Genomic DNA, 20,870 nt, shown 5'->3' with positions numbered 1-20,870 from the left:
GTTGGATGAAGCGCCCTGAAATGCGCTAGGGGCTCTTCGAATCCTGTCTTCAAAGCGATATGCGCGGCGACAATCATCTTGACCGGCGTGCTGCTTGACGCCATCTAGAGTAAGTTCACTGTCATGTCGTTCGAGCGTGTGACAGGGAACCGTTTGAACCGCCGGGGATGAGCGCGCAATCAACCAATCACACGAGTCGACGATGACGCCTGCACTAAAGATCACAGGAGTATGTGCGGGAGGTAGTGCTATCTCGACACAGGAGTGTTCGATGACGTGCCTAGGCGTTCCAACATGATTGAATGAACCACCTGGTGTTTGTTTCAACTTCGCGCGAATACAACTTGCCGGGGCCGGCTGGACGACGACGCTGGACAACTTCTGCGTTTCAGTTCGCGTTGCCGATCCGGACAGCCTCGCCGTGGTGTGGGGGAGCAAAGGTTGGAAGTCCCGTGCGCCGGTCTTTACGATAAGGAAGTCGCTGGCGTCAAATGGATCTTGTGTTTGTACCATCAGCGCATCGCTTTGCCGCTAGCATATTCTCAGACTCGTTTCCCCAACAGTGTGGTGCGCATCTCGAAGGACGGCCCGTGAATTACCACGGGCGTAACGGGAACTGCAGGCGCTAGGAATGGCAGGACGACGTGTCGACGCAGTTGCAAACTTGCGATGGCGCAACTGGAAAATTCGTCTACGCTTTGAACGTTACCGAGTGCCGCTAGCGGCCTTGATTGTGCCTTAGTTTTTAACCAGCGGAGTTTGGCGATGTATCGAATGATTCCCTATAGAGGGTTTGAGATTCATGTCACATTGACTCCTTCCACGAAGGATATGTACGAGGTGACAATGCAGATTAAAGGTGGTGCCAACTTTGCCATTATCGGCGACAGTGCGAGCGCTATCCAGCTTCGCCATGGCCCCTTTACCAGGCGGTGGGCCTACCTGGTCGCGGAGGTCGCCGGGCAAGCAGCGATTGACGTCCTTTTGGGAGCTTCAATCAATACAAGCGACTCGCGATTGAAGTGAGTTCTCTTCGCCGCTCTCTTCGCTCAAGGGGGGGATTCCTAGTTCCAAAAGTTCCTGGATCGACGCCACGTTAACACAGCCACGGTTCCACTCGATGTGATAACAGTATGGGAGAAGGTGACCAGCGAGATCTGGCTCTTTTGACCACGCGCCTGATGCGATAGCAAAGCAACTGGAATCGCGACGGAATGGAAAAAAGCCGGCGCTTGCCGGCTTCTCATCAGGCGGGGAGACCGCCAGACAACCTGCTCGTGCAGGAGGTCATTTTCGTGTGCGCGCAAACGCTACGTATCAACGTCGACTATATACCTATCCCGCCAGATGTACAGTGGTTTCGAAAGAGTAGCGGCCAGACGCTAACAACAAGACATCCACACTCAACCGTGGTCGTTGCGCGCGCAATTTGCGACTTTCGATTACTGTGCGCCACACAATGCAATCGGCACCAAAACACTGGTGCGGGCGCATGATCGCAATGCGATGCTCTGCGGTCATGGCCCTAATCCGTCATGGAAAGATGTCACGGACACTGAAGCAGCAGTCGATGCGGGGTTTGCCTAGGCAATTAACATTGCCTGAACCGGTATGGAGGCTTCGAATCGGCCTGTTTTGACATTTGCGTTAAAAATCCGTCTGATCGCCATGATACGAATGGTTGCAGACAGATCGCTGATGGCCTAAGTTGGTGCAAGCGGCAGGGATTTCGGTCAGCGGGGGGGGGCAAAGGTGTGACGCGGAAAACCTACTCGCCTGTCAGGCTCAGCAGAACGTCGGCGTACCAGGCACTGTTCAGACCCAGGGACTCATCGATGTGCAGATCGCGCACGCCCATGTCGATGGTCGACGAATGAACCCCTAGGAGCACCCACGGGAGGGCTGATGCCGCGCCGCTTACGTCCATCGGCGCGTTACTCATCACGACAGGCGCGCCGCTCGTGCCGCGGTGCGTTCGCGCGTCGGTGATGAAGCAGCCTTTGCCCTGGAAACGCAATCCGAACGCGGAGGCTATGACGCCTTGCCTTACCACGGGCAGATGATGCAGCGAGTCGTGAAAGCCCAACGGAAATCCGACGATCAGCACGGAAGCGCCAACGGGAGTCACGTGACCGAACGAGGGCAGGTGTTCGGGGCCGAACGCTTCGAAAACCGCCGTTGGCGGCAACCGGTCTTTGCGAATTTCGAGTACCGCGACGTCGATCTCGCTGCCGGCATCCTTCGCCTGACGCCAGAGGGCTGTGCCCGCCGCATACAAGGGAAGGGTGAACCACGCCGAAGCGCCGAGGTTGGCGCGATCGACGTGAAGCTCCACCTCGATGCGATCCGGAAAATGCCTGCTTGGCGCGTCGGCAAGTACGTGACGGCTCGTAACAAGAAAGAGGTGTTCCTGACGAGCAAAAAAGAAGCCGCTTGCATTCGTCAGGTGGGCCAGTTGGCCGAACGTTCGTACTCGGGCGGCGGTGAGCAGGAGCGCGTCAACTGCGGGCTTGCGCGCGGGATCTCCAGGCGACGCTCCGGACGTGGTTTGGTCAATGAATTCCCGTAATGCACCGTGCTGTGGTCCCCATTGTCCAGATTGGCCCGCTAACAGGAACGCCGCGACAGGAACGTCCGACGCAGCGCCACCTGAGGCGGCATTAGGTATGTGCCGAACCACTGGCAAGGAACCCGCGCCGTTGCAAAAAAGCCATTTGTCGCCGTTTGGACTGCAATATTGCTCGATCTGGTCAATTTAAATCGGCATCCTGATTACCTCCACTATATAGCATCAGACCGGAGTTAAAGACGGTCTTATGTGCGTGTAGCGCACTGGTCGCGCAGACCCGGATGGGGTCGTGGTTCTGCAGCATGCCCTAACAGTAACGCTCCACGATCGCGCGTCCATCGACGAACGGGGTGCAGCCACAATTGGCGCACGTTTCATACTCAGGCGGTTCGCTCACGCGAACTTTACCGTGCCGCGTCGGCAAGCGTAATTCGAAGGCCGAATCGCATGGGACGCGGTGCTGCTCCGATCCGTCCGCATCTGCGATGCTTCGCTTATGGCTTCCGGATGCCCGTCTCCGCCAAGGCCTGCAAAGCGATGTCGGCTTTACCCTCCAATCGTTTCACACGTTCTGGAATTGTTCTCTCGTCGCTGCCCTCGACTACTGAAATGTCCCAGCAAGAGACGAAAAGAGCCGCTATGAGCGGACCGATCACGAACCCATTGATTCCAAAGACGGACACCCCTCCGAGAGTCGAGATCAGCACGACCCAATCCGGTAACCGGGTGTCTTTGCGCACGAGAACCGGGCGTAGTATGTTGTCGACCGCGCCCATGACCAGCGTACAAAAGATAGCGAGGACGATCGCCTTCCACAATGGGCCTGCGAGAAGGAAATAGACCGCAACGGGGACCCATACAAGCGCGGAGCCGATGGCCGGTAGCAGCGAGAGAAACGCCATCAGGGTACCCCAAAGCAGAGCGCCCTTGATACCCAGTACGAAAAAGGCCAGACCGCCGAGTAGTCCCTGTACAACAGCCACGGCGACATTGCCCTTGACAGTAGCCCTGACCACTGTGGCGAACCGGCTGATAAGCTTGCGCTTGTGTATCTCTTCCAGCGGCACCGCTTCGCGAATGCGCCGCGAAATCGCGATGCCATCGCGCAACAGGAAGAAGACCAGGTACAGCATGACGCCAAAACCAATCGCGAACCGTAGTGTGTTTTGCCCGATCACGACTGCCTGTGTTGCCATGAACTGACTGATTATTGCCGCCCCATCGGCCAACTTCGCCTGCACACCGGCAACGTCGCCCAGTCCGACGTCACCCAGCCACCGCTGTACGAAAGACGGAAGAGCGTGCATGGCCTTCTGGAAATACAGGCCGAAGTCCCATTGACCCGTCTTGATCTGGCTGTAGGCGAATGTCGCTTCCTGCGCCAGCGTACCCGCCAGTAGTCCCACCGGCAGAATGACGATGAACACGCACAATGCGAGCGTCGTCAGCGCCGCTGTATTCGGGCGATTGCCGAATTTTACTGTGAGTCTTCGCTGAAGCGGCTGGAAGAGAACGGCGAGGATTGTGCCCCAGAATATCGCACTGAAAAACGGTAGGAGAATCCAGACAAGTGCAAGCGACACCACGAACAGCAAAATATAGAAGCTCTTCAGATTACGCATATGGTTACCCGTGCGTTGGACGCCGACGTGTTATGCCTGCCATGCTCACCCGTTTTGTTGCCCGTAACGTACGGATGAGCCGCGGGCCAATATGCTGACGCATTGTTAAAGGCGCCCAGGTACGAAGATGCACGGGGGCGTTCGACGACGGGACGGCGAAAAGATGCAGGAGGAAACCATGCCGCTGATTAGCCCACTATGCACAATACGGAATTCGTCCGCCCAACCTCGCCGATTCGCATGCCGTAGACTCTGAAGTTAGTCAGTGTGCTGCAATAGATATCGTTGGCAGGCTATCGCTACTGTGGAGCGCAATGCTCGTTCCCGATACACTTCCTATGTGGACCACCGTTTGAACGCCAGCCATCAAGCAGTGTCATAGTTGATGAATCGGACTGTGTTGGTGCTTAAAGCGCAACCGGCATTCATTCGGCGATACAGAGGTCGTTATGGCGCCGAAGCCACTGGCAAAAAATTTCAGCCGTTCCTCTGCCCCGTGAACTGGGCAAGCGACCACGCCTACCGCCTACCGTCCCTCTGGCGCATCTGCTGCAGTGTCAACGCATTCTCTCTGCGTCCCGTCCTGTGCAACCTGAGCCTGCCAGAGCAACGCGCCCACACTGACAAGACCGTTCCAGTCGATGGCATTCATCGTAGTGTGCTCGCGCGCAAGAAACTCGGCCAGCCAATGCAAGGGATAAGTTGCAACTGGCTGGCTTGAGGATTCTTCGACAGTCATGCCAAACAGCTCGAGGATACCTTCCACATTGATGTACGGCTTGTTCATCTCGATCTCCTCGGGCTTGGCGGCATCCACTTAACCGTTCCGATGTCCATGCAGATCCCCGGCGAATAAACGAATGCATGCGCCCGGACATCGACACGAGATAAAGGATCAAGGAGGGAGAGAGAGAACGATGAATACCGCTGTCTGCCTGCGGTCGATGATGAGCAGCAATCGCTTCTTGAAAGCTTCTGTTACAGAAAGTACGCTGCGTCCCGCAAAGCGTCAAGCTATTTCGGTCGGCCATGTTCAATGGCCCGCGGGCCTCACTGGCTCGCGGGCGTGGGGCAATCCAACTTGCGTGCACTTGACCGCCATGCGAGCAAATCGCGACATACTTCAATCGCGCGCGGTAGATGTACGAGGTTGTTTTCGTCGATTGGTAAACTTATATCGAAAGGCTCTAAAGACAATATGGTGATGGACTCAATTAAAGATCGGCCCGCACCCAATTGCTGAGATAAGAGGATTTCGCGAATAGCTGGCGATATTAGACACTGTCTTGCCTCGCGACAGCGTCTACCTGGCGGCGGTACCGTGCATTCCGTTGGGTAATTCGCCCGGAGGTTGTCCGGCGACATCAAGCTTCACGTATACATCGCTTCGCGTAATGCCTCTCCTCGCGGCACCACAACCATCGATGACATGCTGATGCGCCACGACGCCGCAGTACGTTCAACGTTCACTGGTCGTACCGTAGGCAGAGATCGAAGCGTTGGTTGACGCACGAAACGATAATTCGCGCTTCCTGCCTACATTAGGACTACACTGAAATGGGTAATCTTAGGAGCAGTGTCATGATCGAAGCCACCCCCCAATCCACCTTTCGTGGTCTTCCACTGACTCTCGAGCAGGACGCGGAACTGAGGCATTACATAAAGAGGAAAAGACAGTACGGCGAGCCATGGGGCACGCCCGAGTTGGAAGCCATGCTTGATGACATGCTGGAGCCTCCAGGAGTCGACGACGTGGAAGCGGGTGCTGCTATCAATGTGACCAGGTCAGCCAGAGAACGCGCGACAGCTTCTGTCGACGAGGCAATGGAACCCATTGAGGCAAGCGAGGAGCGGAACGCGGCCATGGAAGCCGAAGGAATGAAAGGGCCGAGAAGGTAGATCCTCGAGTCGAATCATTGCGGCGCGCTCGGTATTCTCAGGAAACACCTCGTCACCGAGCATGAAAACGTATCAATCTGATCTGATCAAAGTGCTTGTCGACGTCATGGAAGCGACGTGGCGTGCCGACGGTCGGGCACGAATGTATAAATGGAACTCGAATGCCGAAGCGAACCAGAGTGTACCCAACCTCGCCGGTCGCGCAGAGCGACTACGTCACCGAGCAGAAGGAGCGTGTCTCTGCACGAGGAAAGGCGGAAAGCGAGCGCGCGCGGAAGCGGCTCGACATGGAGGCCCGTGTCAATGTCGACGCGAGCAAGTGGCGATATATCTGTCTTGGTGATTAGATGGAAAAAGCCAGCTTGGTGCTCAATTTTCCTAATCCCAGTCGCATCTACGACGCGTCCAGACGATGTGTGTGCTTCTGGGGCTACGACAATGCTCGCGAAATTGCCTTTCTCGTCGACGATACGTTGCTGACAAAACTGAATCCCGACATGGATTCTGACGAGTCCTCGTTGCTCGCAACCTTCGACCGCTACCGCGACCGAATTCTGGGACTTGCCAGAACCGTTTATAAGGGTGGGCCCCGGAACAGATACACAATCTCATGAATGAGAGGAGTGTGCTGCCAACGAGCGCGGCATAACATGTTGTCGCACAGGGCCTGCTGTTGCCGGCCTGCATGGGCCAGGTCATGCAGCATTGCTGATTTTACCAGACGCTGCAACCTCCAACTTCGAATGCTGGTGCGCGGCATGTGCGGCCCTCTGCAGATGATTCAAGCCTCTGCATTGTATTTTGCAATACTAAATGAGTAAATAAGATAAAAATCTCGCCAACCGACGCCTGGTGCATAACGGGGGCGCACCACTTAACGACACAGCCGAATTTCACCGGATCAGAGGGGGCTTGGGCATCAACGCAATACCTTCGGATGTCAATCTGGTGGATGTTCCTGCTGATGAACTGGATAGGTTGCGCGCGATTGACCGGTCGTAGCGACAGCGCTTCGGGCACGGGGGGCGGGTTAAAGCATTCCTCAACAGGAGTAAATCATGAGCACACTTGACCCCAGGAGCAACCAGGCTGGCACCGGTGCCAAAATCGTCGGGAGCGGAGTCGGCGAAGGGCCCGGACCGGAAGTGATGGCGGAGGACACGCTTGAAGGAAACAGCGTGGTAAAGTCGGACGGGGAGCACGTTGGCAAGGTTGCAAACATCATGCTGGACGTGCGCAGCGGACGCGTTGCGTATGCGGTGCTGTCAGAAGGCGGATATCTCTGTATGGGAACGACGCTGCACGCGATTCCATGGAACGCGCTAACGTTGGATACCGACCAGAAATGTTTCCGTGTCGATACTACCGCGCAGGCACTCAAGGAGGAGGTTGGGTTCGATAAGGACCATTGACCCTCTATGGCTGATGCCGCCTGGGGTACTAGGGTGCATGATTATTACGGTCGTGCACCATACTGGGTTGCTACACGCGACGTCGTAGAAGGGCGCGCAAGCGCCGCCGACCTCTGACTTGTAGAGCACGCCGGCGGCGGCGTTCGGTGAATCGACATGCTCTCTCGCAGCGTTCTAACCGCCCCTCTCGCACTGCCGCGTGCGTCCGTTATCGGCGTGGCGGTGACGTCTATACCTGTCACAGCAGCCGTTGCCCTGGATAGGCCAGACGTACCGCATATGGCCGCGATGTCAACCGTCCTCCTCGTCGACGACTCGGAGAATCCGTGCCTGAAAATGGACCGGGCCGAGTTATGTAGTCGTGTGCGCTGGCCCAGCCGGTGTTCGTTGACCGCCCATTGTGATGCTGTCAGCCGAGCCGGAGCCGGAACAGTGGCAGTCCGTTGATGGTCTGCTTTCACAAACGGGCGGATCTCAATCTGCCCATGGATTGCCTCGATGCGTTCATTGCCCGGCGCCTGCCGGCTGTATCAAGCCTGCGGCAATTGATGGGAGAGGCTTGGCACTGAGCTTGAACAGGTCTTCGATGAGATTTCCCCGGGACTTTGACAATGCAAACGAGTCGCGACAGTCCAAGGCAGCTCACTGCCCCAAACAACTGCCAATCCGGTTGCACGAAGTGGCCATGGGCGAAGAGATCTGCGAATGACAGCGCGTGGCTCTCCAATGCCCCGAAGGACAATGCTTCGCGACGAAGTCGATGCATGTAGTCGGCACGCGGGTTTTCCCTTGTAAACCATTCCTTGCGCGCTGCGAGTCCGGCGTGACTCGGAGAACGTGCAACGACAATGCTAGCTGCGGGCGGCATGCCATAGCTCAGCGCTGGTCATGAAGTTGTTGTTTTGTCGAGGGTTTTTGAAATCGGGTAGGCGTTTGGGACGTCGTGGAAGTTCAAACTTGAGTGAATCTCGACAGACACCCGGTTAAACGTCATGTCGCTTCTTGAATTTGTCACTGCCCCTCCATATAATTAGCACTCGTCGCACCCGAGTGCTAACAATTTCTCCGGCCGGGCTCTCCGGCCGGGTTTGTCCTCAGCGTTCTTCAGTCTCAACCCAAGAGAGGAGTATGTATGAACCTTCGTCCTTTGCATGATCGCGTGATCGTCAAGCGTCTTGACCAGGAAACCAAGACCGCTTCGGGCATCGTGATCCCCGACGCCGCAGCGGAAAAGCCGGATCAAGGCGAAATTCTGGCAGTTGGCCCGGGCAAGCGTGACGACAAGGGCGGCCTGATCCAGCTCGACGTGAAGGTGGGCGATCGCGTCCTGTTCGGCAAGTACGCTGGCCAGACCGTCAAGGTCGACGGCCAGGAACTGCTGGTGATGCGCGAAGAAGACATCATGGCTGTGGTGAACAAGTAAGTTCAACGTCCCCAGTTCATTCAAAAGCATTCAAGGAGTTAGAAGATGGCAGCTAAAGACGTCGTATTCGGCGATTCCGCCCGCGCGAAGATGGTCGAGGGCGTGAACATTCTCGCCAACGCAGTGAAGGTTACGCTGGGTCCGAAGGGCCGCAATGTCGTGCTCGAGCGTAGCTTCGGCGGCCCGACGGTCACCAAGGACGGTGTGTCGGTCGCGAAGGAAATCGAGCTGAAAGACAAGCTCCAGAACATGGGCGCGCAAATGGTCAAGGAAGTCGCTTCCAAGACCAGCGACAACGCCGGCGACGGTACCACCACGGCTACCGTGCTCGCACAATCGATCGTCCGCGAAGGCATGAAATACGTCGCATCGGGCATGAACCCGATGGACCTGAAGCGCGGTATCGACCGGGCTGTGGCCGCAGCCATCGAAGAGCTGCGCAAGATCAGCAAGCCGTGCACGACGAACAAGGAAATTGCGCAAGTCGGCGCGATCTCGGCGAACAGCGATTCGTCGATCGGCGATCGTATCGCTGAAGCGATGGACAAGGTCGGCAAGGAAGGCGTGATCACCGTCGAAGACGGCAAGTCGCTGCAAGACGAACTCGACGTCGTCGAAGGCATGCAGTTCGACCGCGGCTACCTGTCGCCGTACTTCATCAACAACCCGGACAAGCAAGTCGCCGTCCTCGAGAACCCGTTCGTGCTGCTGCACGACAAGAAGGTGTCGAACATCCGCGATCTGCTGCCGGTGCTCGAGCAAGTCGCGAAGGCTGGCCGTCCGCTGCTGATCATCGCTGAAGACGTCGAAGGCGAAGCGCTCGCCACGCTCGTCGTCAACAACATCCGCGGCATTCTGAAGACCGTTGCCGTCAAGGCGCCGGGCTTCGGCGACCGTCGCAAGGCCATGCTCGAAGACATCGCGATCCTGACCGGCGGCCAGGTAATCGCGGAAGAAACTGGCCTGTCGCTCGAGAAGGCTACGCTGGCCGAACTGGGCCAGGCGAAGCGTATTGAAGTGGGCAAGGAAAACACGACGATCATCGACGGCGCAGGCGAAGCAGCCAGCATCGAAGCGCGCGTGAAGCAGGTGCGCACGCAGATCGAAGAAGCGACGTCGGACTACGACCGTGAAAAGCTGCAGGAGCGCGTGGCGAAGCTGGCCGGCGGCGTGGCAGTGATCAAGGTCGGCGCTGCGACCGAAGTCGAAATGAAGGAAAAGAAGGCACGTGTCGAAGACGCCCTGCACGCTACGCGCGCAGCCGTTGAAGAAGGCATCGTGGCCGGCGGCGGCGTCGCGCTGATCCGCGCTCGCGCTTCCATCGCGGGCGTGAAGGGCGACAACGCCGATCAGGACGCAGGTATCAAGATCGTGCTGCGCGCGATGGAAGAGCCGCTGCGCCAGATCGTCACGAACGGCGGCGAAGAAGCAAGCGTCGTGGTGGCAGCGGTTGCCGGCGGCAAGGGCAACTACGGCTACAATGCAGCGACCGGCGAGTACGTCGACATGGTCGAAGCAGGCGTGGTGGACCCGACGAAGGTTACGCGCACGGCGCTGCAAAACGCAGCTTCGGTCGCTGGCCTGCTGCTGACGACGGACGCCGCCGTGGTCGAACTGCCGAAGGAAGACGCACCGATGCCTGGCGGCATGCCCGGCGGTATGGGCGGCATGGGCATGGACATGTAATTCGACGTCAAGTCGAAGCGCATGTCGGGGGCGCGCTGCGAGGCGCGTTCCTGCTCAAAAAGAAAACCCGCAGCGTGAGCAATCACGGTGCGGGTTTTTTATGCGCGTGCGAATGGCGCGTCAACTGCCAAAGGGCGATGTCGGCGCCGGGCGGCCCGCATCAAACGCATGGGCGGCCCGACATCTCATCAATGCCGCGCCTCTCCCGGCGCATCGCGCTTGCCGCTCGCCGTGGGCGCATCGTCATCGGTTTCTCTTGCCCAGAAAAACCGGTCGGGCAAGTACGCGCCCATCCCAGGCCGGAACGCGTTCTGCATTGCCTGAAACAGATACTCCTGCGCTTCGCGCACCGCTTCCGCCGGTTCCTGGCCATTCGCAAGCAATGCGGCAATCGCCGCGCCGAGCGTATCGGTCATTCCGGTCACGCGCTGCGCGCCGCGGTCCCACAGGTCCTGCCGCAACTGACCTTCCTCGCAGTAGAGCGTGTTGACGAGCCGATGCGTACCTGTTTCCATCGACAGAATGTATTCACAGCCCTGCGCCAGCAGATGCGATACGGCCGCATCGAGTGTCGGCGCCTCGGCGTCGCCGTCCGGCTGCGCGAGCGCGAGCAGCGTCGCGTGGTCGGCGACGAGCAGCGTGGTTTGCGGCGCGAGCAGGTCGGCAAAGGTTTCGCGCAGTTCGTCGGCAGCGAGCACATGTTCGTCGTCGAGCGTGAAATCGGGCGCGAGAATCAGCGGGATGTCGTCATAGTCGGCGACGACTTCCGCAATCGCACTCACCACTTCGGCGCGTGTGGCTGCGCCGACCTTGAATGCGGCGATCGGCATGTCTTCGAGCAGCATGCGCGCCTGGGTGGCGACGGTCTCCGGGTCCAGCGCGGTGACTTCGTCGCAACTCGCCGAGTCGCGCACGGTATAGCCGGTCAGCACCGTGACGCCGTGGCAGCCCATGCTGGCCAGCGTCATCAGGTCCGCTTGCAGCCCGGAGGCGCCGGTGGGGTCGGAAAGGCCGAAGGTCAGAACGATCGGAGGGGTGTCGCTGGGCATGAAAAGTGGGCGAAAAAATAACGCAATGAGTGACGCAAATCGGGAGTCGGCTCAATTATGGGGCTTTCTCCCCCGGCGAGGCGGTTTTTCACACCGGGCCACGTCGCTGCGCCGTATCACAGGTTTGCTGCAGCGCATGATCCTGAATTCCTTCCGCTAGGCATGGGGGCGGCAACACGGTACCATCATGGCTCCCGTTTTAACGGACTTTTCGACGCGCAAAAGAATGGAATATAGAAGCTGGATGTGCCTGATCTGCGGCTGGATCTACGAGGAAGAAGCCGGCTTGCCGGACGAAGGTATTGCGCCGGGCACGCGCTGGGAGGACGTGCCGATCAACTGGACCTGCCCCGAGTGCGGGGCGCGCAAGGAAGACTTCGAAATGGTCCAGATCTGACCGGTTTGCCGGTCGGTTCGTGGCTGGCTTTGCGCTTCTTGCGCCAGATGCCGGGGCTTGTTTTTGCGTTTTGTCATCACACTTTGTCTTGACGTTTTTTTACGCCCTGGTTTCGCGCCGGTTCCCCGTTTTCTAACGCTTGACGCCTGAGTCGATGCCTGAGTCGTTGCCCAATGTTTGCGCATTGGGGTGCGCGTATCGGGGCATCCGGCGTACCTGAACGGAAGAACCATGTGTCGGTCGCGCGAGCATGTGGCGGTCGACGCGAAGCCGGGCATGCCGGCGGAGCGATGTCAGGGTGCACGCTGTGGCCTGCCCAGACGTACCCGGCGTACCACGGCGTGTCGTCAACCCGGTTCTAGCGCTGGTTTCGGTCTGTCGGCGTTTCTGCAAACGTGCCCATGACACCTTCATCCGCTTCCGGCAGTACCCTCGAAGCCTTGCCCAATCCTCGCGGCGGCGCCGTGCGCGCGGCCGAACGCGCGCTTGCCGAAGCGATTTCCGCACACGATCAACACCGCGATGCGGCGTTGCCCGTTCTGCACGCGGCGCACGCGCTTCGCGAGGCGGGATGGCTCGCCGCTCATCGTTTCGCTGACGCGCTGGTTCTCGCCTCGCCGCTCGCCTTCGACGCGAACGACGGCGCCCACGCTATCGCCCCCGCCCAGGGCCACGCAGACCATTCGACACCTTCCGCCCATCGTGCCCATCCGGCCCGCGCTCATCCCGCGGATAACCCGGTACGCGAAGCCTTCGGTGCGGCGCTGCGTGCCTTCGCGGCGGCGCTTGGCCGGCGCAATCCGCAGGAACTCGCGTGCTCGCCGTCCCTGTACGCGCACTATCGTTCGCTGTCAGCGCTGATCGCCCAGCACACGCCGGGCTTCAAGGTCAATTTCGAAGATCTCGCGCTGGCGGGCCGGCCGGTTCCGCCCGCGACCTTGCACGCGCTGCCCGCGCAACGGCTCGCGCATCTGCGTGCCCGCTACGAGCAGGCGCTGCTGCCGGTTCTGCGGGCGCAGACCGGCGAGGGCACGATGTCGGCGGCGACGCTCGTCGTCGAGGCCGCGCTCAACGAACTCGAAGCCTGTATCGCGCAACTGGTCGGTCCCGACCCGTACGATTTCTGGCGGCTTGCCGGCGGTTGCGTCCGCGCGCTGCGCGTGAGCGGTCACTTATCGGGCGACGCCGATGCACGGCGGTTTTTCGCGCGGTGCAACCTCGCGCTCGCCGACCAGGCGCGCGGCATCGAGTACGCGCCACGGTCGCTCGTGCGCGCGACGCTGGCGTTGTTGTGGCGCGACTATGCGCTGTTCGGCGCGGCGGCCGAAGATACCGAACACGTCGAACTGCTGCGCGACTACGGGCTGACCGTGGTCTGGCATGTGGCAAGCACGTCGGCCTCGGAGGCGCTGTGGGAGGCGGGCGCAGCCGAAGCGGCGGCGCAGGTGACCGGGAAGGTGGGAGATCAGGTGGCCGAGACGGCGGTTCAATCACAGCCCGGCTCATCGGAGGCCACGACCCGCAACCTCGGCCCGCTTACCGTCCACGCCAACGCATACGAAGATTTTCTCCAGACCGCCGATGCGTCGATCGCGGCCCTCTCGGAACACGCACGCGCTGCCGATAACCCGCATAAGGCCGACTCGAGCGCGGCATTGCAGGCGGGCGACGCCGCGTGCCGGCTCGGTGCATCCGCAAGCGCGCTCGGGCTCGGCCATGTTGCGTTGCTGTCCGATGCGCTCGGTCTTGCGTGGCGCCGGCGTGCGCATGCGGCGGCCGCGATGCCCGAAGGCCGCACGCAGGCGCATATCGAAGCGCCCAACGCGGCGGTGCTCGAGCAGGCCGCGCTTGCACTGCGTGCAATGCTGCACCAGATCGCGGCAGGTATTGCGCCGCCGCAATGGAGCACGGCAGGAAGCGCTGCAGGGAGTACGGTAGGGAGCACGGCGGGCAGCAGCGCGTCGGGCACCGCGCTCGCGGTCTTGACGCGCGCAATCGAACTGGGCAGCTCATCAACGTGAACTACCGCGCACATCGCGCGCGACCTGCCGGCCAGGCCCGGTCGGCGAGCCGTAAGTGCGTGTTAGAGTGCAGCTATGATCCGCCGTCCGTGGGGCGCGGCCGAGCGCGTTGCGCGTCGCATGACGCGCGGTGCACATGCGGTCTGCACTTCCACTCGTCTTTGCTAGAATTTGACCTATGTCCAAGAGTTCCGATCGCATCAATCTCACCAACCAGTTCCTGATCGCCATGCCCAACATGGCAGATCCGACTTTTTCAGGAACGGTGGTCTATCTTTGCGATCACAGCGAGCGCGGCGCACTCGGCCTTGTCATCAACCGGCCGACCGATATCGATCTGGAAGCGCTCTTCAATCGCATCGATCTGAAGCTCGAAATCGAACCCCTGCTGCATGTCCCCGTCTACTTCGGCGGCCCGGTGCAAACCGAGCGCGGCTTCGTGCTGCATGACGCGGGGCAGGGCAGTTCGTACACGTCGTCCATGCAGGTGCCGGGCGGTCTTGAAATGACCACATCGAAAGACGTGCTCGAAGCGGTCGCGAACGGCAAGGGTCCCGAGCGCTTTCTGCTCACACTCGGTCACGCCGGCTGGGGGGCGGGCCAGCTCGAGGAAGAGATCTCGAAGAACGGCTGGCTCACGGTCGAGGCCGACCCGAAGATCGTCTTCGACGTCCCTGCTGAAGACCGTCTCGAAGCGGCGCTCGCGCTGCTCGGCGTGACGCTCTCCATGCTCTCCGGCGAAGCAGGTCACGCATGATCGGTGTGCCCGGACGTGAGGCCACGCTGCTTGCGTTCGACTATGGCGAGAAACGCATTGGCGTCGCCGTCGGCAATTCCCTGACGAAAAGCGCGCGGCCGCTCGTGGTCGTGCAGAACCGCAACCGCGACTATCGCTTCGCCGAACTCGGCAAGCTGATCGGCGAGTGGCAGCCCGATGCCCTCGTGGTCGGCCTGCCGACGCATCCCGACGGCACACCCCACGCCATGACCCAGCAGGCCAAACGCTTCGGCAACCAGCTGAACGGGCGCTTCAACCTGCCCGTCACATGGGTCGACGAGCGCTACTCGTCGGTGCAGGCGGAAGCGGGCGTGCGCAGCGGCACCGCCCGCGCCGATCTGCTCGATGCCGAAGCCGCCTGCATCATCCTTCAACAGTACTTCGAAGAAACCGGCGCGCGCGGCGAAGCAGGCAGCGAGCTTCGCCGCGAACCGCGCGGTGAAACAGGCAGCGAAACGAGCAATGAGTGAGAACACGAGCGCCATCGATGCGGAGCGGCTGTATCGCGCCGTGCTCGAACAGATTCGCGCGGCTTATGGCGACGCGCTGCTTCGTCCTGACGAGCCCGGCGGCGCCGTGCTCGCCGGCATCTACAGCGGTGGCGCCTGGCTGGCCGGGCGTCTTGCGCGCGATCTGAACGTGCCGGCTTTCGGCGTGGTCAATGTCGCGTTGCATCGCGACGACTATGCGAAAAAAGGCTTGCATACGCAGGCGAGCCCCACCTCGCTGCCTTTCGATGTGAACAACCATCGCATTCTGCTCGTCGACGACGTGCTCTACACGGGCCGTACGATACGCGCGGCGATCAACGAACTGTACGACTATGGCCGGCCCGCCGCGGTCGAGCTCGCGGTGCTCGCGGATCGCGGCGGACGCGAGCTGCCGGTGGCCGCGACTTATGTCGGCGGCACGGTCGATGTGCCGGCCGATGCGACACTCGTGCTCGCGCGTCACGGCGAAGGCGAGGCGCAGCATTTCACGTTTCATACCGAAGCGCGCGCGGACTGAGCGCTCACCGTACTGCGGCACATGCATGCACGCGCAACGAAGTTTGATTCAGGACCACGATGAACAAGCCCAACCCGGTCTCCCAGCGTTCAACTCAGGATTCAACCCAGCGCGCCGCCGAGGCGCGGCACTTTCGTTACGGTTTCCTGAAGGGTAATCCGCAGCTCACGAAGAACGGCGAGCTCAAGCATCTGCTGACCATCGAGGGCCTGCCGCGCGCGATCGTCACGCACATTCTCGATACGGCCGAGCAGTTCGTCAGCGTGACGGACCGCGAGGTGAAGAAGGTGCCGCTGCTGCGCGGCAAGTCCGTGTTCAATCTGTTCTTCGAGAACTCGACGCGCACGCGCACGACCTTCGAGATTGCCGCGAAGCGTCTGTCGGCCGACGTGATCAATCTGAACATCAATGCTTCGTCGACGAGCAAGGGCGAATCGCTGCTCGACACGATCAACAACCTGTCGGCGATGCATGCGGATATGTTTGTCGTGCGGCATGCATCGAGCGGCGCACCGTATCTGATCGCCGAGCACTGCGCGCCGCACGTGCACGTGATCAACGCCGGCGACGGGCGCCATGCGCATCCGACGCAGGGCCTGCTCGACATGTACACCATTCGCCACTACAAGCGCGATTTCACGAATCTGCGCGTGGCGATTGTCGGCGACATCCTGCATTCGCGCGTCGCGCGCTCCGATATCCATGCGCTGACCACGCTCGGCGTGCCCGAGGTGCGCGCGATCGGCCCGCGCACGCTGCTGCCTGGCGGCCTCGAGCAGATGGGCGTGCGCGTGTTCCATAACCTCGACGAAGGCCTCAAGGACGTCGACGTGATCATCATGCTGCGTCTGCAGAACGAGCGGATGAGCGGCGCGCTGCTGCCTTCGGCGCAGGAGTATTTCAAGAGCTGGGGCCTGACGCCCGAGCGGCTCGCGCTGGCGAAGCCCGATGCGATCGTGATGCACCCGGGGCCGATGAACCGTGGCGTCGAAATCGATTCGCAGGTCGCGGACGGGCCGCAATCGGTCATTCTGAATCAGGTGACGTTCGGCATCGCGGTGCGGATGGCGGTGATGGGCATCGTCGCCGGAAACAACGATTAATTCCGGCCAGCCCCAACGACCGACTGCTTGCACGCACAACCATCGCGTAGAACCGGGCACTGAGCATCGAGCATTGCAAAAGACAACGCACAAGAAGGCAGCACCATGAAGATTCACATCCAGGGCGGCACACTGATCGATCCGGTGGCGGGCACCGAACAGCAGCAGGACGTGTTTATCGCGGCCGGCAAGATCGTGGCGCTTGACCGCGCGCCGGAAGAATTTCACGCCGCGAAGACGATCGACGCGCGCGGCCTGATCGTCGCGCCCGGTCTGGTCGACCTGGCTGCGCGCCTGCGCGAACCGGGCTTCGAACACAAGGCGACGCTCGAATCGGAAATGGCCGCGGCGCTCGCGGGCGGCGTAACGACGCTCGTGTGCCCGCCCGATACGGACCCGGTGCTCGACGAACCGGGCCTTGTCGAAATGCTGAAGTTTCGCGCGCGCAATCTGAACCAGGCGCATGTGTATCCGCTCGGCGCGCTGACGGTCGGCCTCAAGGGGCAGGTGATCACCGAGATGGTCGAACTGACGGAAGCGGGCTGCATCGGTTTTTCGCAGGCCGATGTGCCGGTCGTCGATACGCAGGTGCTGCTGCGCGCGCTGCAGTATGCGAGCACGTACGGCTTTACTGTGTGGCTGCGCCCGCAGGACGCGTATCTCGCGCAGGGCGGCGTCGCGGCGAGCGGGCCGCTGGCGTCGCGGCTCGGCTTGTCCGGCGTGCCGGTGTCCGCCGAAACGATCGCGCTGCATACGATTTTCGAGCTTGTCCGCGTGACGGGCGCGCGCGTGCATCTGTCGCATCTGTCGTCGGCGGCGGGCATTGCGCTGATGCGCGCGGCGAAAGCCGAAGGTCTACCGGTTACGTGCGACGTGACGATCAACCACGTGCATCTGATCGACGTCGATATCGGTTACTTCGACGCGCAGTTCCGGCTCGATCCGCCGCTGCGTTCGCAGCGCGATCGCGAGGCGATTCGCGCGGGCCTTGCCGACGGAACGATCGATGCGATCTGTTCGGACCACACGCCCGTCGACGACGACGAAAAGCTGCTGCCGTTTGCCGAAGCGACGCCGGGCGCAACCGGCCTCGAACTGCTGCTGTCGCTGACGGTGAAGTGGGCCGACGAAGCGGGCGTGCCGCTCGCGAAGGCGATAAACCGCATTACCGCGGCGCCGGCCGGTGTGTTGAAGCTTGCCGCGGGCCGCATCGAAACGGGCGCGACAGCGGACCTGTGCATCTTCGAGCGCAACGCGCACTGGCGTATCGAGCCGCGCGCGCTGAAAAGCCAGGGGCATAACACGCCGTTTCTCGGTTACGAACTGCCGGCGCGCGTCCGGGCGACCGTCGTGTCCGGACAACTGGCATTCGAGCAGCGTTAAACAGAAGTCGCGCACGGAACACTCACAATGAAGCTCGCGCTCCGCAAGATACGACTCGTTGTTCATCTGCTGTACGGCATGTGGGTGGTCGCCACGCGCTTTTCGCGCATCACGCCGCAACGGCGCTTCGAACTGAACCGCGCGTGGTCGCGGCGCTTCCTGCAGCTCGCGGGCATGCGGCTTGTCGTGCACAACGACGAAGCGCGGATCGACGAAGGCGCGTTAGTCGTGAGCAACCATATTTCGTGGATCGACATCTATGTGATCAACGCGTGGCGGCCGACGCGTTTCGTATCGAAGGCGGAAGTGCGCAAGTGGCCCGTGGTCGGCTGGCTCGCGTTCAAGCTCGATACGGTGTTCCTGCAGCGCGAGAAGCGCAGCGACGCGAAGCGGATCATGCACGAGCTGGCCGATCACCTGGTTGCCGGCCACGCGATCTGTGTGTTCCCCGAAGGAACCACGACAGACGGACGCGAACTGCTGCCGTTCCATGCGAATCTGTTCCAGGCGGCGGTGTCCGCGTCGCGGCCGGTGCAGCCGATCTGCATTTACTATGAAGACGCGCGCGGTAACCCGTCGACGGCGCCGGCCTATATCGACGACATGTCGCTCGGCGAATCGATGCATGCGCTGCTGTGCGGCGCGCCGTTGACCGCGCACGTCTACGTGTGCGATCCGATTGCGCCGGGCGCGGAGCGGCGCGTGCTGGCGGCCGAGGCGCAGGCGGCGGTGCAAGGGGCGCTCGAGCGTCTGCGGCCGGCGGGCTCACGTGCGCGCGCGGCGGCGCACATGCAGCCGATCCCGGCACAGGACGCCAGCGAAGACGCATCGCACGCGGGCGATACGGCGACACCGAACGGACCGCTTGCGCAGTAAAAGTAAAAGCAACCTGGGTTGCGATCGGACACAGCAATATCTACGTGCTTGAGGGTGGTCGCGAGAACGAACGTCTCGCAACCACCGGTGTCAGATCGTATAGTTGGCCGGACGTCAGGTCGAATACAATCCGTCGATGTTTACCGAACCCGATTTCTTCCTCTGGACTATTTTTGCCAGCATTGGCGACGCGGCGTTCACGCTGCCGATTGCGCTCGTCTGTGCGATCTGGCTGTGGTTCTCGGCGCGCCGGCAGGCCGCGCGCTGGATTGCGCTGCTCGCGATCGGCATGGCGGCGGTCGGCGCCACGAAAATTCTGTATGCGGGCTGCGGCATTGAAATTCCGGCGCTGAATTTCCGCGTGATCAGCGGGCATACGACGCTGTCGACCGCGGTCTGGACCGTCGCGATGGCGCTGTTTTGCCGATGTGCGGGCGTCCGCGCGCGCTATGGCGTGATGCTCGGGCTGCTGATCGGCGCATTGACGGCCGTGGCGCGCGTGTTTGACGACGCGCATTCGATTACCGAAGTGATCGCCGGCTGGGTGGTCGGCGGCACGCTCGCGGTGCTGTTCGTGCGCAACTTCGTGCATTCGGGCGTGAAGCTCGCCAAGCCGCGCTATGCGGCGTTGGGGCTGTTGCTGGTGGCGTCCGTTGCGTATGGGCGGCATGCGCCGATCCAGCAGATGATCGAGCTGTATTCGCCGGGGGTGTGCGCGAAGTTTTTTCCGAGCCTCGTCGATGAGGTGCGGGAGAAGCTGTAGCGCGCGTATGCCGGTTATTCGGCTATTCGACGTCTGCCGAAGCGCGACAGCCTGAGCAATCCATTTGCGTGACCGTGCGGCCGGCGGGCTCCGGCGTGAGCCTCACGGCCGAGAGCTGGTTGCCCCATACACAGCCCGAATCGAGGCCGATTACGTTGTCGCGTACCAGCAGTCCGAGCGCGGCCCAATGGCCGAATACGACGGTGACATCGGCCGTGCGCCGCGACGGCACATCGAACCACGGCATAAAGCCCGCGGGCGCCGAATCGAGGCCGCCGCTCGATGTGAAATCCATTTCGCCATCGGCGTTGCAAAAGCGCATGCGCGTGAGCGCCGTGCAGGTGACGCGCAGACGGTCGATGCCCTTGAGGCTCGGTTTCCAGCGGTTCGGCTCGTTGCCGTAGAGGCCCGCGAGCGTTTCTTTCCAGTTCGGGGCGCGTAGCGCGCGCTGCAGTTCGTCGGCGAGTTCGAGCGTGAGCGTGGTGTCCCATTGCGGCGGGACGCCCGCGTGCACGAGCAGCATGCCTTCGTCGAAATGCGCGATCGGGCGATGGCGGACCCAGTCGAGCAGGTCTTGTGCATCGGGCGCGGCGAGGATGTCGTCGAGCGTGTCGCCTTTCTTCGATTTGCGGATGCCGGCCGAAACCGACAGCAGATGCAGGTCGTGATTGCCGAGCACGGTGACCGCGCGATCGCCGAGCGCGACCAGTTCGCGCAGCGTCGCGAGCGAGCCGGGGCCGCGGTTGACGATGTCGCCGGCGAACCACAACGGGGTGTCGGCGGAGGGGGCGGCTTTCGCGAGCAGTCGCCGGAATTCGCTGTGGCAGCCTTGCAGGTCGCCGAAGGCGAGGGGAGCGGGCCTCGTGGAAGTGGTCATTTCG

At 61.3% G+C, this 20,870-nt stretch carries 19 protein-coding genes and 1 pseudogene; 15 read left to right on the top strand and 5 right to left on the bottom strand.

From position 1 onward, the window contains the following. The first annotated feature begins 765 nt into the window (after nt 1–765). Nucleotides 766–1,026, top strand: a complete 261-nt coding sequence (locus tag ACYPXD_RS01280) for a hypothetical protein (protein ID WP_459706548.1) — start codon at nt 766–768, stop codon at nt 1,024–1,026. Nucleotides 1,027–1,768: 742 nt separating this feature from the next. On the opposite strand, the gene ACYPXD_RS01275 is transcribed toward ACYPXD_RS01280, so the two are convergent. The 3 genes from ACYPXD_RS01275 to ACYPXD_RS01265 all read right to left on the bottom strand — a co-directional run bounded on the left by ACYPXD_RS01275 (nt 1,769) and on the right by ACYPXD_RS01265 (nt 5,008). Beyond that, on the bottom strand, nt 1,769–2,680 hold the full coding sequence (locus tag ACYPXD_RS01275; protein ID WP_459706614.1) for a S1 family peptidase: 912 nt from the start codon (nt 2,678–2,680) through the stop codon (nt 1,769–1,771). Nucleotides 2,681–3,063: 383 nt separating this feature from the next. Continuing rightward, entirely contained in the window at nt 3,064–4,191 is a 1,128-nt protein-coding gene (locus ACYPXD_RS01270) for an AI-2E family transporter (protein ID WP_459706546.1), read from the bottom strand. Nucleotides 4,192–4,717: 526 nt separating this feature from the next. Next, nucleotides 4,718–5,008 (bottom strand): hypothetical protein, encoded by a 291-nt coding sequence (locus tag ACYPXD_RS01265; protein WP_459706544.1) that lies wholly within the window; start codon nt 5,006–5,008, stop codon nt 4,718–4,720. Nucleotides 5,009–5,772: 764 nt separating this feature from the next. Here ACYPXD_RS01265 and ACYPXD_RS01260 point away from each other — a divergent pair. From ACYPXD_RS01260 to groL, 5 genes and pseudogenes are all read left to right on the top strand, one after another. Further along, complete coding sequence (locus ACYPXD_RS01260) at nt 5,773–6,090, top strand: hypothetical protein (RefSeq protein WP_459706542.1); 318 nt, start codon at nt 5,773–5,775, stop codon at nt 6,088–6,090. A gap of 347 nt (nt 6,091–6,437) precedes the next feature. Further along, entirely contained in the window at nt 6,438–6,704 is a 267-nt protein-coding gene (locus ACYPXD_RS01255) for a DUF1488 family protein (protein ID WP_459706540.1), read from the top strand. Nucleotides 6,705–7,148: 444 nt separating this feature from the next. Continuing rightward, nucleotides 7,149–7,619: pseudogene (locus tag ACYPXD_RS01250) on the top strand (PRC-barrel domain-containing protein). A 1,015-nt stretch (nt 7,620–8,634) separates the two neighbouring features. After that, the gene (groES, locus tag ACYPXD_RS01245; protein WP_075156406.1) at nt 8,635–8,925 is read left to right on the top strand and encodes a co-chaperone GroES; all 291 of its coding nucleotides are present in this window, start codon (nt 8,635–8,637) and stop codon (nt 8,923–8,925) included. A gap of 45 nt (nt 8,926–8,970) precedes the next feature. Then, nucleotides 8,971–10,611: a chaperonin GroEL gene (groL, locus tag ACYPXD_RS01240; protein ID WP_459706537.1), complete on the top strand. Its 1,641-nt coding sequence runs from the start codon at nt 8,971–8,973 to the stop codon at nt 10,609–10,611. Between the two features lie 188 nt (nt 10,612–10,799). On the opposite strand, the gene ACYPXD_RS01235 is transcribed toward groL, so the two are convergent. After that, the gene (locus tag ACYPXD_RS01235; protein ID WP_459706535.1) at nt 10,800–11,660 is read right to left on the bottom strand and encodes a hydroxymethylpyrimidine/phosphomethylpyrimidine kinase; all 861 of its coding nucleotides are present in this window, start codon (nt 11,658–11,660) and stop codon (nt 10,800–10,802) included. Between the two features lie 226 nt (nt 11,661–11,886). On the opposite strand from ACYPXD_RS01235, the gene ACYPXD_RS01230 reads away from it, so the two are divergent. From ACYPXD_RS01230 to ACYPXD_RS01190, 9 genes are all read left to right on the top strand, one after another. Beyond that, nucleotides 11,887–12,057 (top strand): rubredoxin, encoded by a 171-nt coding sequence (locus ACYPXD_RS01230; RefSeq protein ID WP_075156409.1) that lies wholly within the window; start codon nt 11,887–11,889, stop codon nt 12,055–12,057. Nucleotides 12,058–12,458: 401 nt separating this feature from the next. After that, a complete protein-coding gene (locus ACYPXD_RS01225) occupies nt 12,459–14,078 on the top strand; it encodes a hypothetical protein (RefSeq protein ID WP_459706533.1) in 1,620 nt (539 codons plus the stop codon). 178 nt (nt 14,079–14,256) lie between these two features. Continuing rightward, a complete protein-coding gene (locus tag ACYPXD_RS01220; RefSeq protein ID WP_219797201.1) occupies nt 14,257–14,835 on the top strand; it encodes a YqgE/AlgH family protein in 579 nt (192 codons plus the stop codon). Further along, nucleotides 14,835–15,326: a Holliday junction resolvase RuvX gene (gene ruvX, locus ACYPXD_RS01215; RefSeq protein WP_459706612.1), complete on the top strand. Its 492-nt coding sequence runs from the start codon at nt 14,835–14,837 to the stop codon at nt 15,324–15,326. The genes ACYPXD_RS01220 and ruvX overlap by 1 nt, the downstream gene beginning before the upstream one ends. Further along, the gene (gene pyrR / locus ACYPXD_RS01210; protein WP_459706530.1) at nt 15,319–15,864 is read left to right on the top strand and encodes a bifunctional pyr operon transcriptional regulator/uracil phosphoribosyltransferase PyrR; all 546 of its coding nucleotides are present in this window, start codon (nt 15,319–15,321) and stop codon (nt 15,862–15,864) included. Before ruvX ends, pyrR begins: the two co-directional genes overlap by 8 nt. A gap of 59 nt (nt 15,865–15,923) precedes the next feature. Next, nucleotides 15,924–16,967, top strand: coding sequence for an aspartate carbamoyltransferase catalytic subunit (locus ACYPXD_RS01205; RefSeq protein ID WP_459706528.1), 1,044 nt, complete (start codon nt 15,924–15,926; stop codon nt 16,965–16,967). A 105-nt stretch (nt 16,968–17,072) separates the two neighbouring features. Beyond that, a complete protein-coding gene (locus ACYPXD_RS01200) occupies nt 17,073–18,350 on the top strand; it encodes a dihydroorotase (protein ID WP_459706526.1) in 1,278 nt (425 codons plus the stop codon). A 27-nt stretch (nt 18,351–18,377) separates the two neighbouring features. Next, nucleotides 18,378–19,226 (top strand): lysophospholipid acyltransferase family protein, encoded by an 849-nt coding sequence (locus ACYPXD_RS01195; protein ID WP_459706524.1) that lies wholly within the window; start codon nt 18,378–18,380, stop codon nt 19,224–19,226. Nucleotides 19,227–19,362: 136 nt separating this feature from the next. Continuing rightward, nucleotides 19,363–19,989, top strand: a complete 627-nt coding sequence (locus tag ACYPXD_RS01190; RefSeq protein WP_459706522.1) for a phosphatase PAP2 family protein — start codon at nt 19,363–19,365, stop codon at nt 19,987–19,989. A 22-nt stretch (nt 19,990–20,011) separates the two neighbouring features. On the opposite strand, the gene ACYPXD_RS01185 is transcribed toward ACYPXD_RS01190, so the two are convergent. Further along, complete coding sequence (locus ACYPXD_RS01185) at nt 20,012–20,866, bottom strand: symmetrical bis(5'-nucleosyl)-tetraphosphatase (protein WP_459706520.1); 855 nt, start codon at nt 20,864–20,866, stop codon at nt 20,012–20,014. Nucleotides 20,867–20,870 lie beyond the last annotated feature (4 nt).

This window comes from Paraburkholderia sp. 2C (genome assembly GCF_054589215.1).
The sequence above is the reverse complement of the archived record's forward strand: the minus strand, read 5'-3'. Positions and strand labels throughout refer to the sequence as shown.

What these genes read in the sequence shown, in the direction of transcription:
- groES (WP_075156406.1), top strand. Translation starts at nt 8,635, where the DNA reads ATGAACCTTCGTCCTTTGCATGATCGCGTGATCGTCAAGCGTCTTGAC.
- ACYPXD_RS01185 (WP_459706520.1), bottom strand. Translation starts at nt 20,866, where the DNA reads ATGACCACTTCCACGAGGCCCGCTCCCCTCGCCTTCGGCGACCTGCAA.
- ACYPXD_RS01260 (WP_459706542.1), top strand. Translation starts at nt 5,773, where the DNA reads ATGATCGAAGCCACCCCCCAATCCACCTTTCGTGGTCTTCCACTGACT.
- ACYPXD_RS01195 (WP_459706524.1), top strand. Translation starts at nt 18,378, where the DNA reads ATGAAGCTCGCGCTCCGCAAGATACGACTCGTTGTTCATCTGCTGTAC.
- ACYPXD_RS01205 (WP_459706528.1), top strand. Translation starts at nt 15,924, where the DNA reads ATGAACAAGCCCAACCCGGTCTCCCAGCGTTCAACTCAGGATTCAACC.
- ACYPXD_RS01235 (WP_459706535.1), bottom strand. Translation starts at nt 11,660, where the DNA reads ATGCCCAGCGACACCCCTCCGATCGTTCTGACCTTCGGCCTTTCCGAC.
- groL (WP_459706537.1), top strand. Translation starts at nt 8,971, where the DNA reads ATGGCAGCTAAAGACGTCGTATTCGGCGATTCCGCCCGCGCGAAGATG.
- ACYPXD_RS01220 (WP_219797201.1), top strand. Translation starts at nt 14,257, where the DNA reads ATGTCCAAGAGTTCCGATCGCATCAATCTCACCAACCAGTTCCTGATC.
- ACYPXD_RS01225 (WP_459706533.1), top strand. Translation starts at nt 12,459, where the DNA reads ATGACACCTTCATCCGCTTCCGGCAGTACCCTCGAAGCCTTGCCCAAT.
- pyrR (WP_459706530.1), top strand. Translation starts at nt 15,319, where the DNA reads ATGAGTGAGAACACGAGCGCCATCGATGCGGAGCGGCTGTATCGCGCC.
- ACYPXD_RS01270 (WP_459706546.1), bottom strand. Translation starts at nt 4,191, where the DNA reads ATGCGTAATCTGAAGAGCTTCTATATTTTGCTGTTCGTGGTGTCGCTT.
- ACYPXD_RS01230 (WP_075156409.1), top strand. Translation starts at nt 11,887, where the DNA reads ATGGAATATAGAAGCTGGATGTGCCTGATCTGCGGCTGGATCTACGAG.
- ACYPXD_RS01190 (WP_459706522.1), top strand. Translation starts at nt 19,363, where the DNA reads ATGTTTACCGAACCCGATTTCTTCCTCTGGACTATTTTTGCCAGCATT.
- ACYPXD_RS01255 (WP_459706540.1), top strand. Translation starts at nt 6,438, where the DNA reads ATGGAAAAAGCCAGCTTGGTGCTCAATTTTCCTAATCCCAGTCGCATC.
- ACYPXD_RS01280 (WP_459706548.1), top strand. Translation starts at nt 766, where the DNA reads ATGTATCGAATGATTCCCTATAGAGGGTTTGAGATTCATGTCACATTG.
- ACYPXD_RS01200 (WP_459706526.1), top strand. Translation starts at nt 17,073, where the DNA reads ATGAAGATTCACATCCAGGGCGGCACACTGATCGATCCGGTGGCGGGC.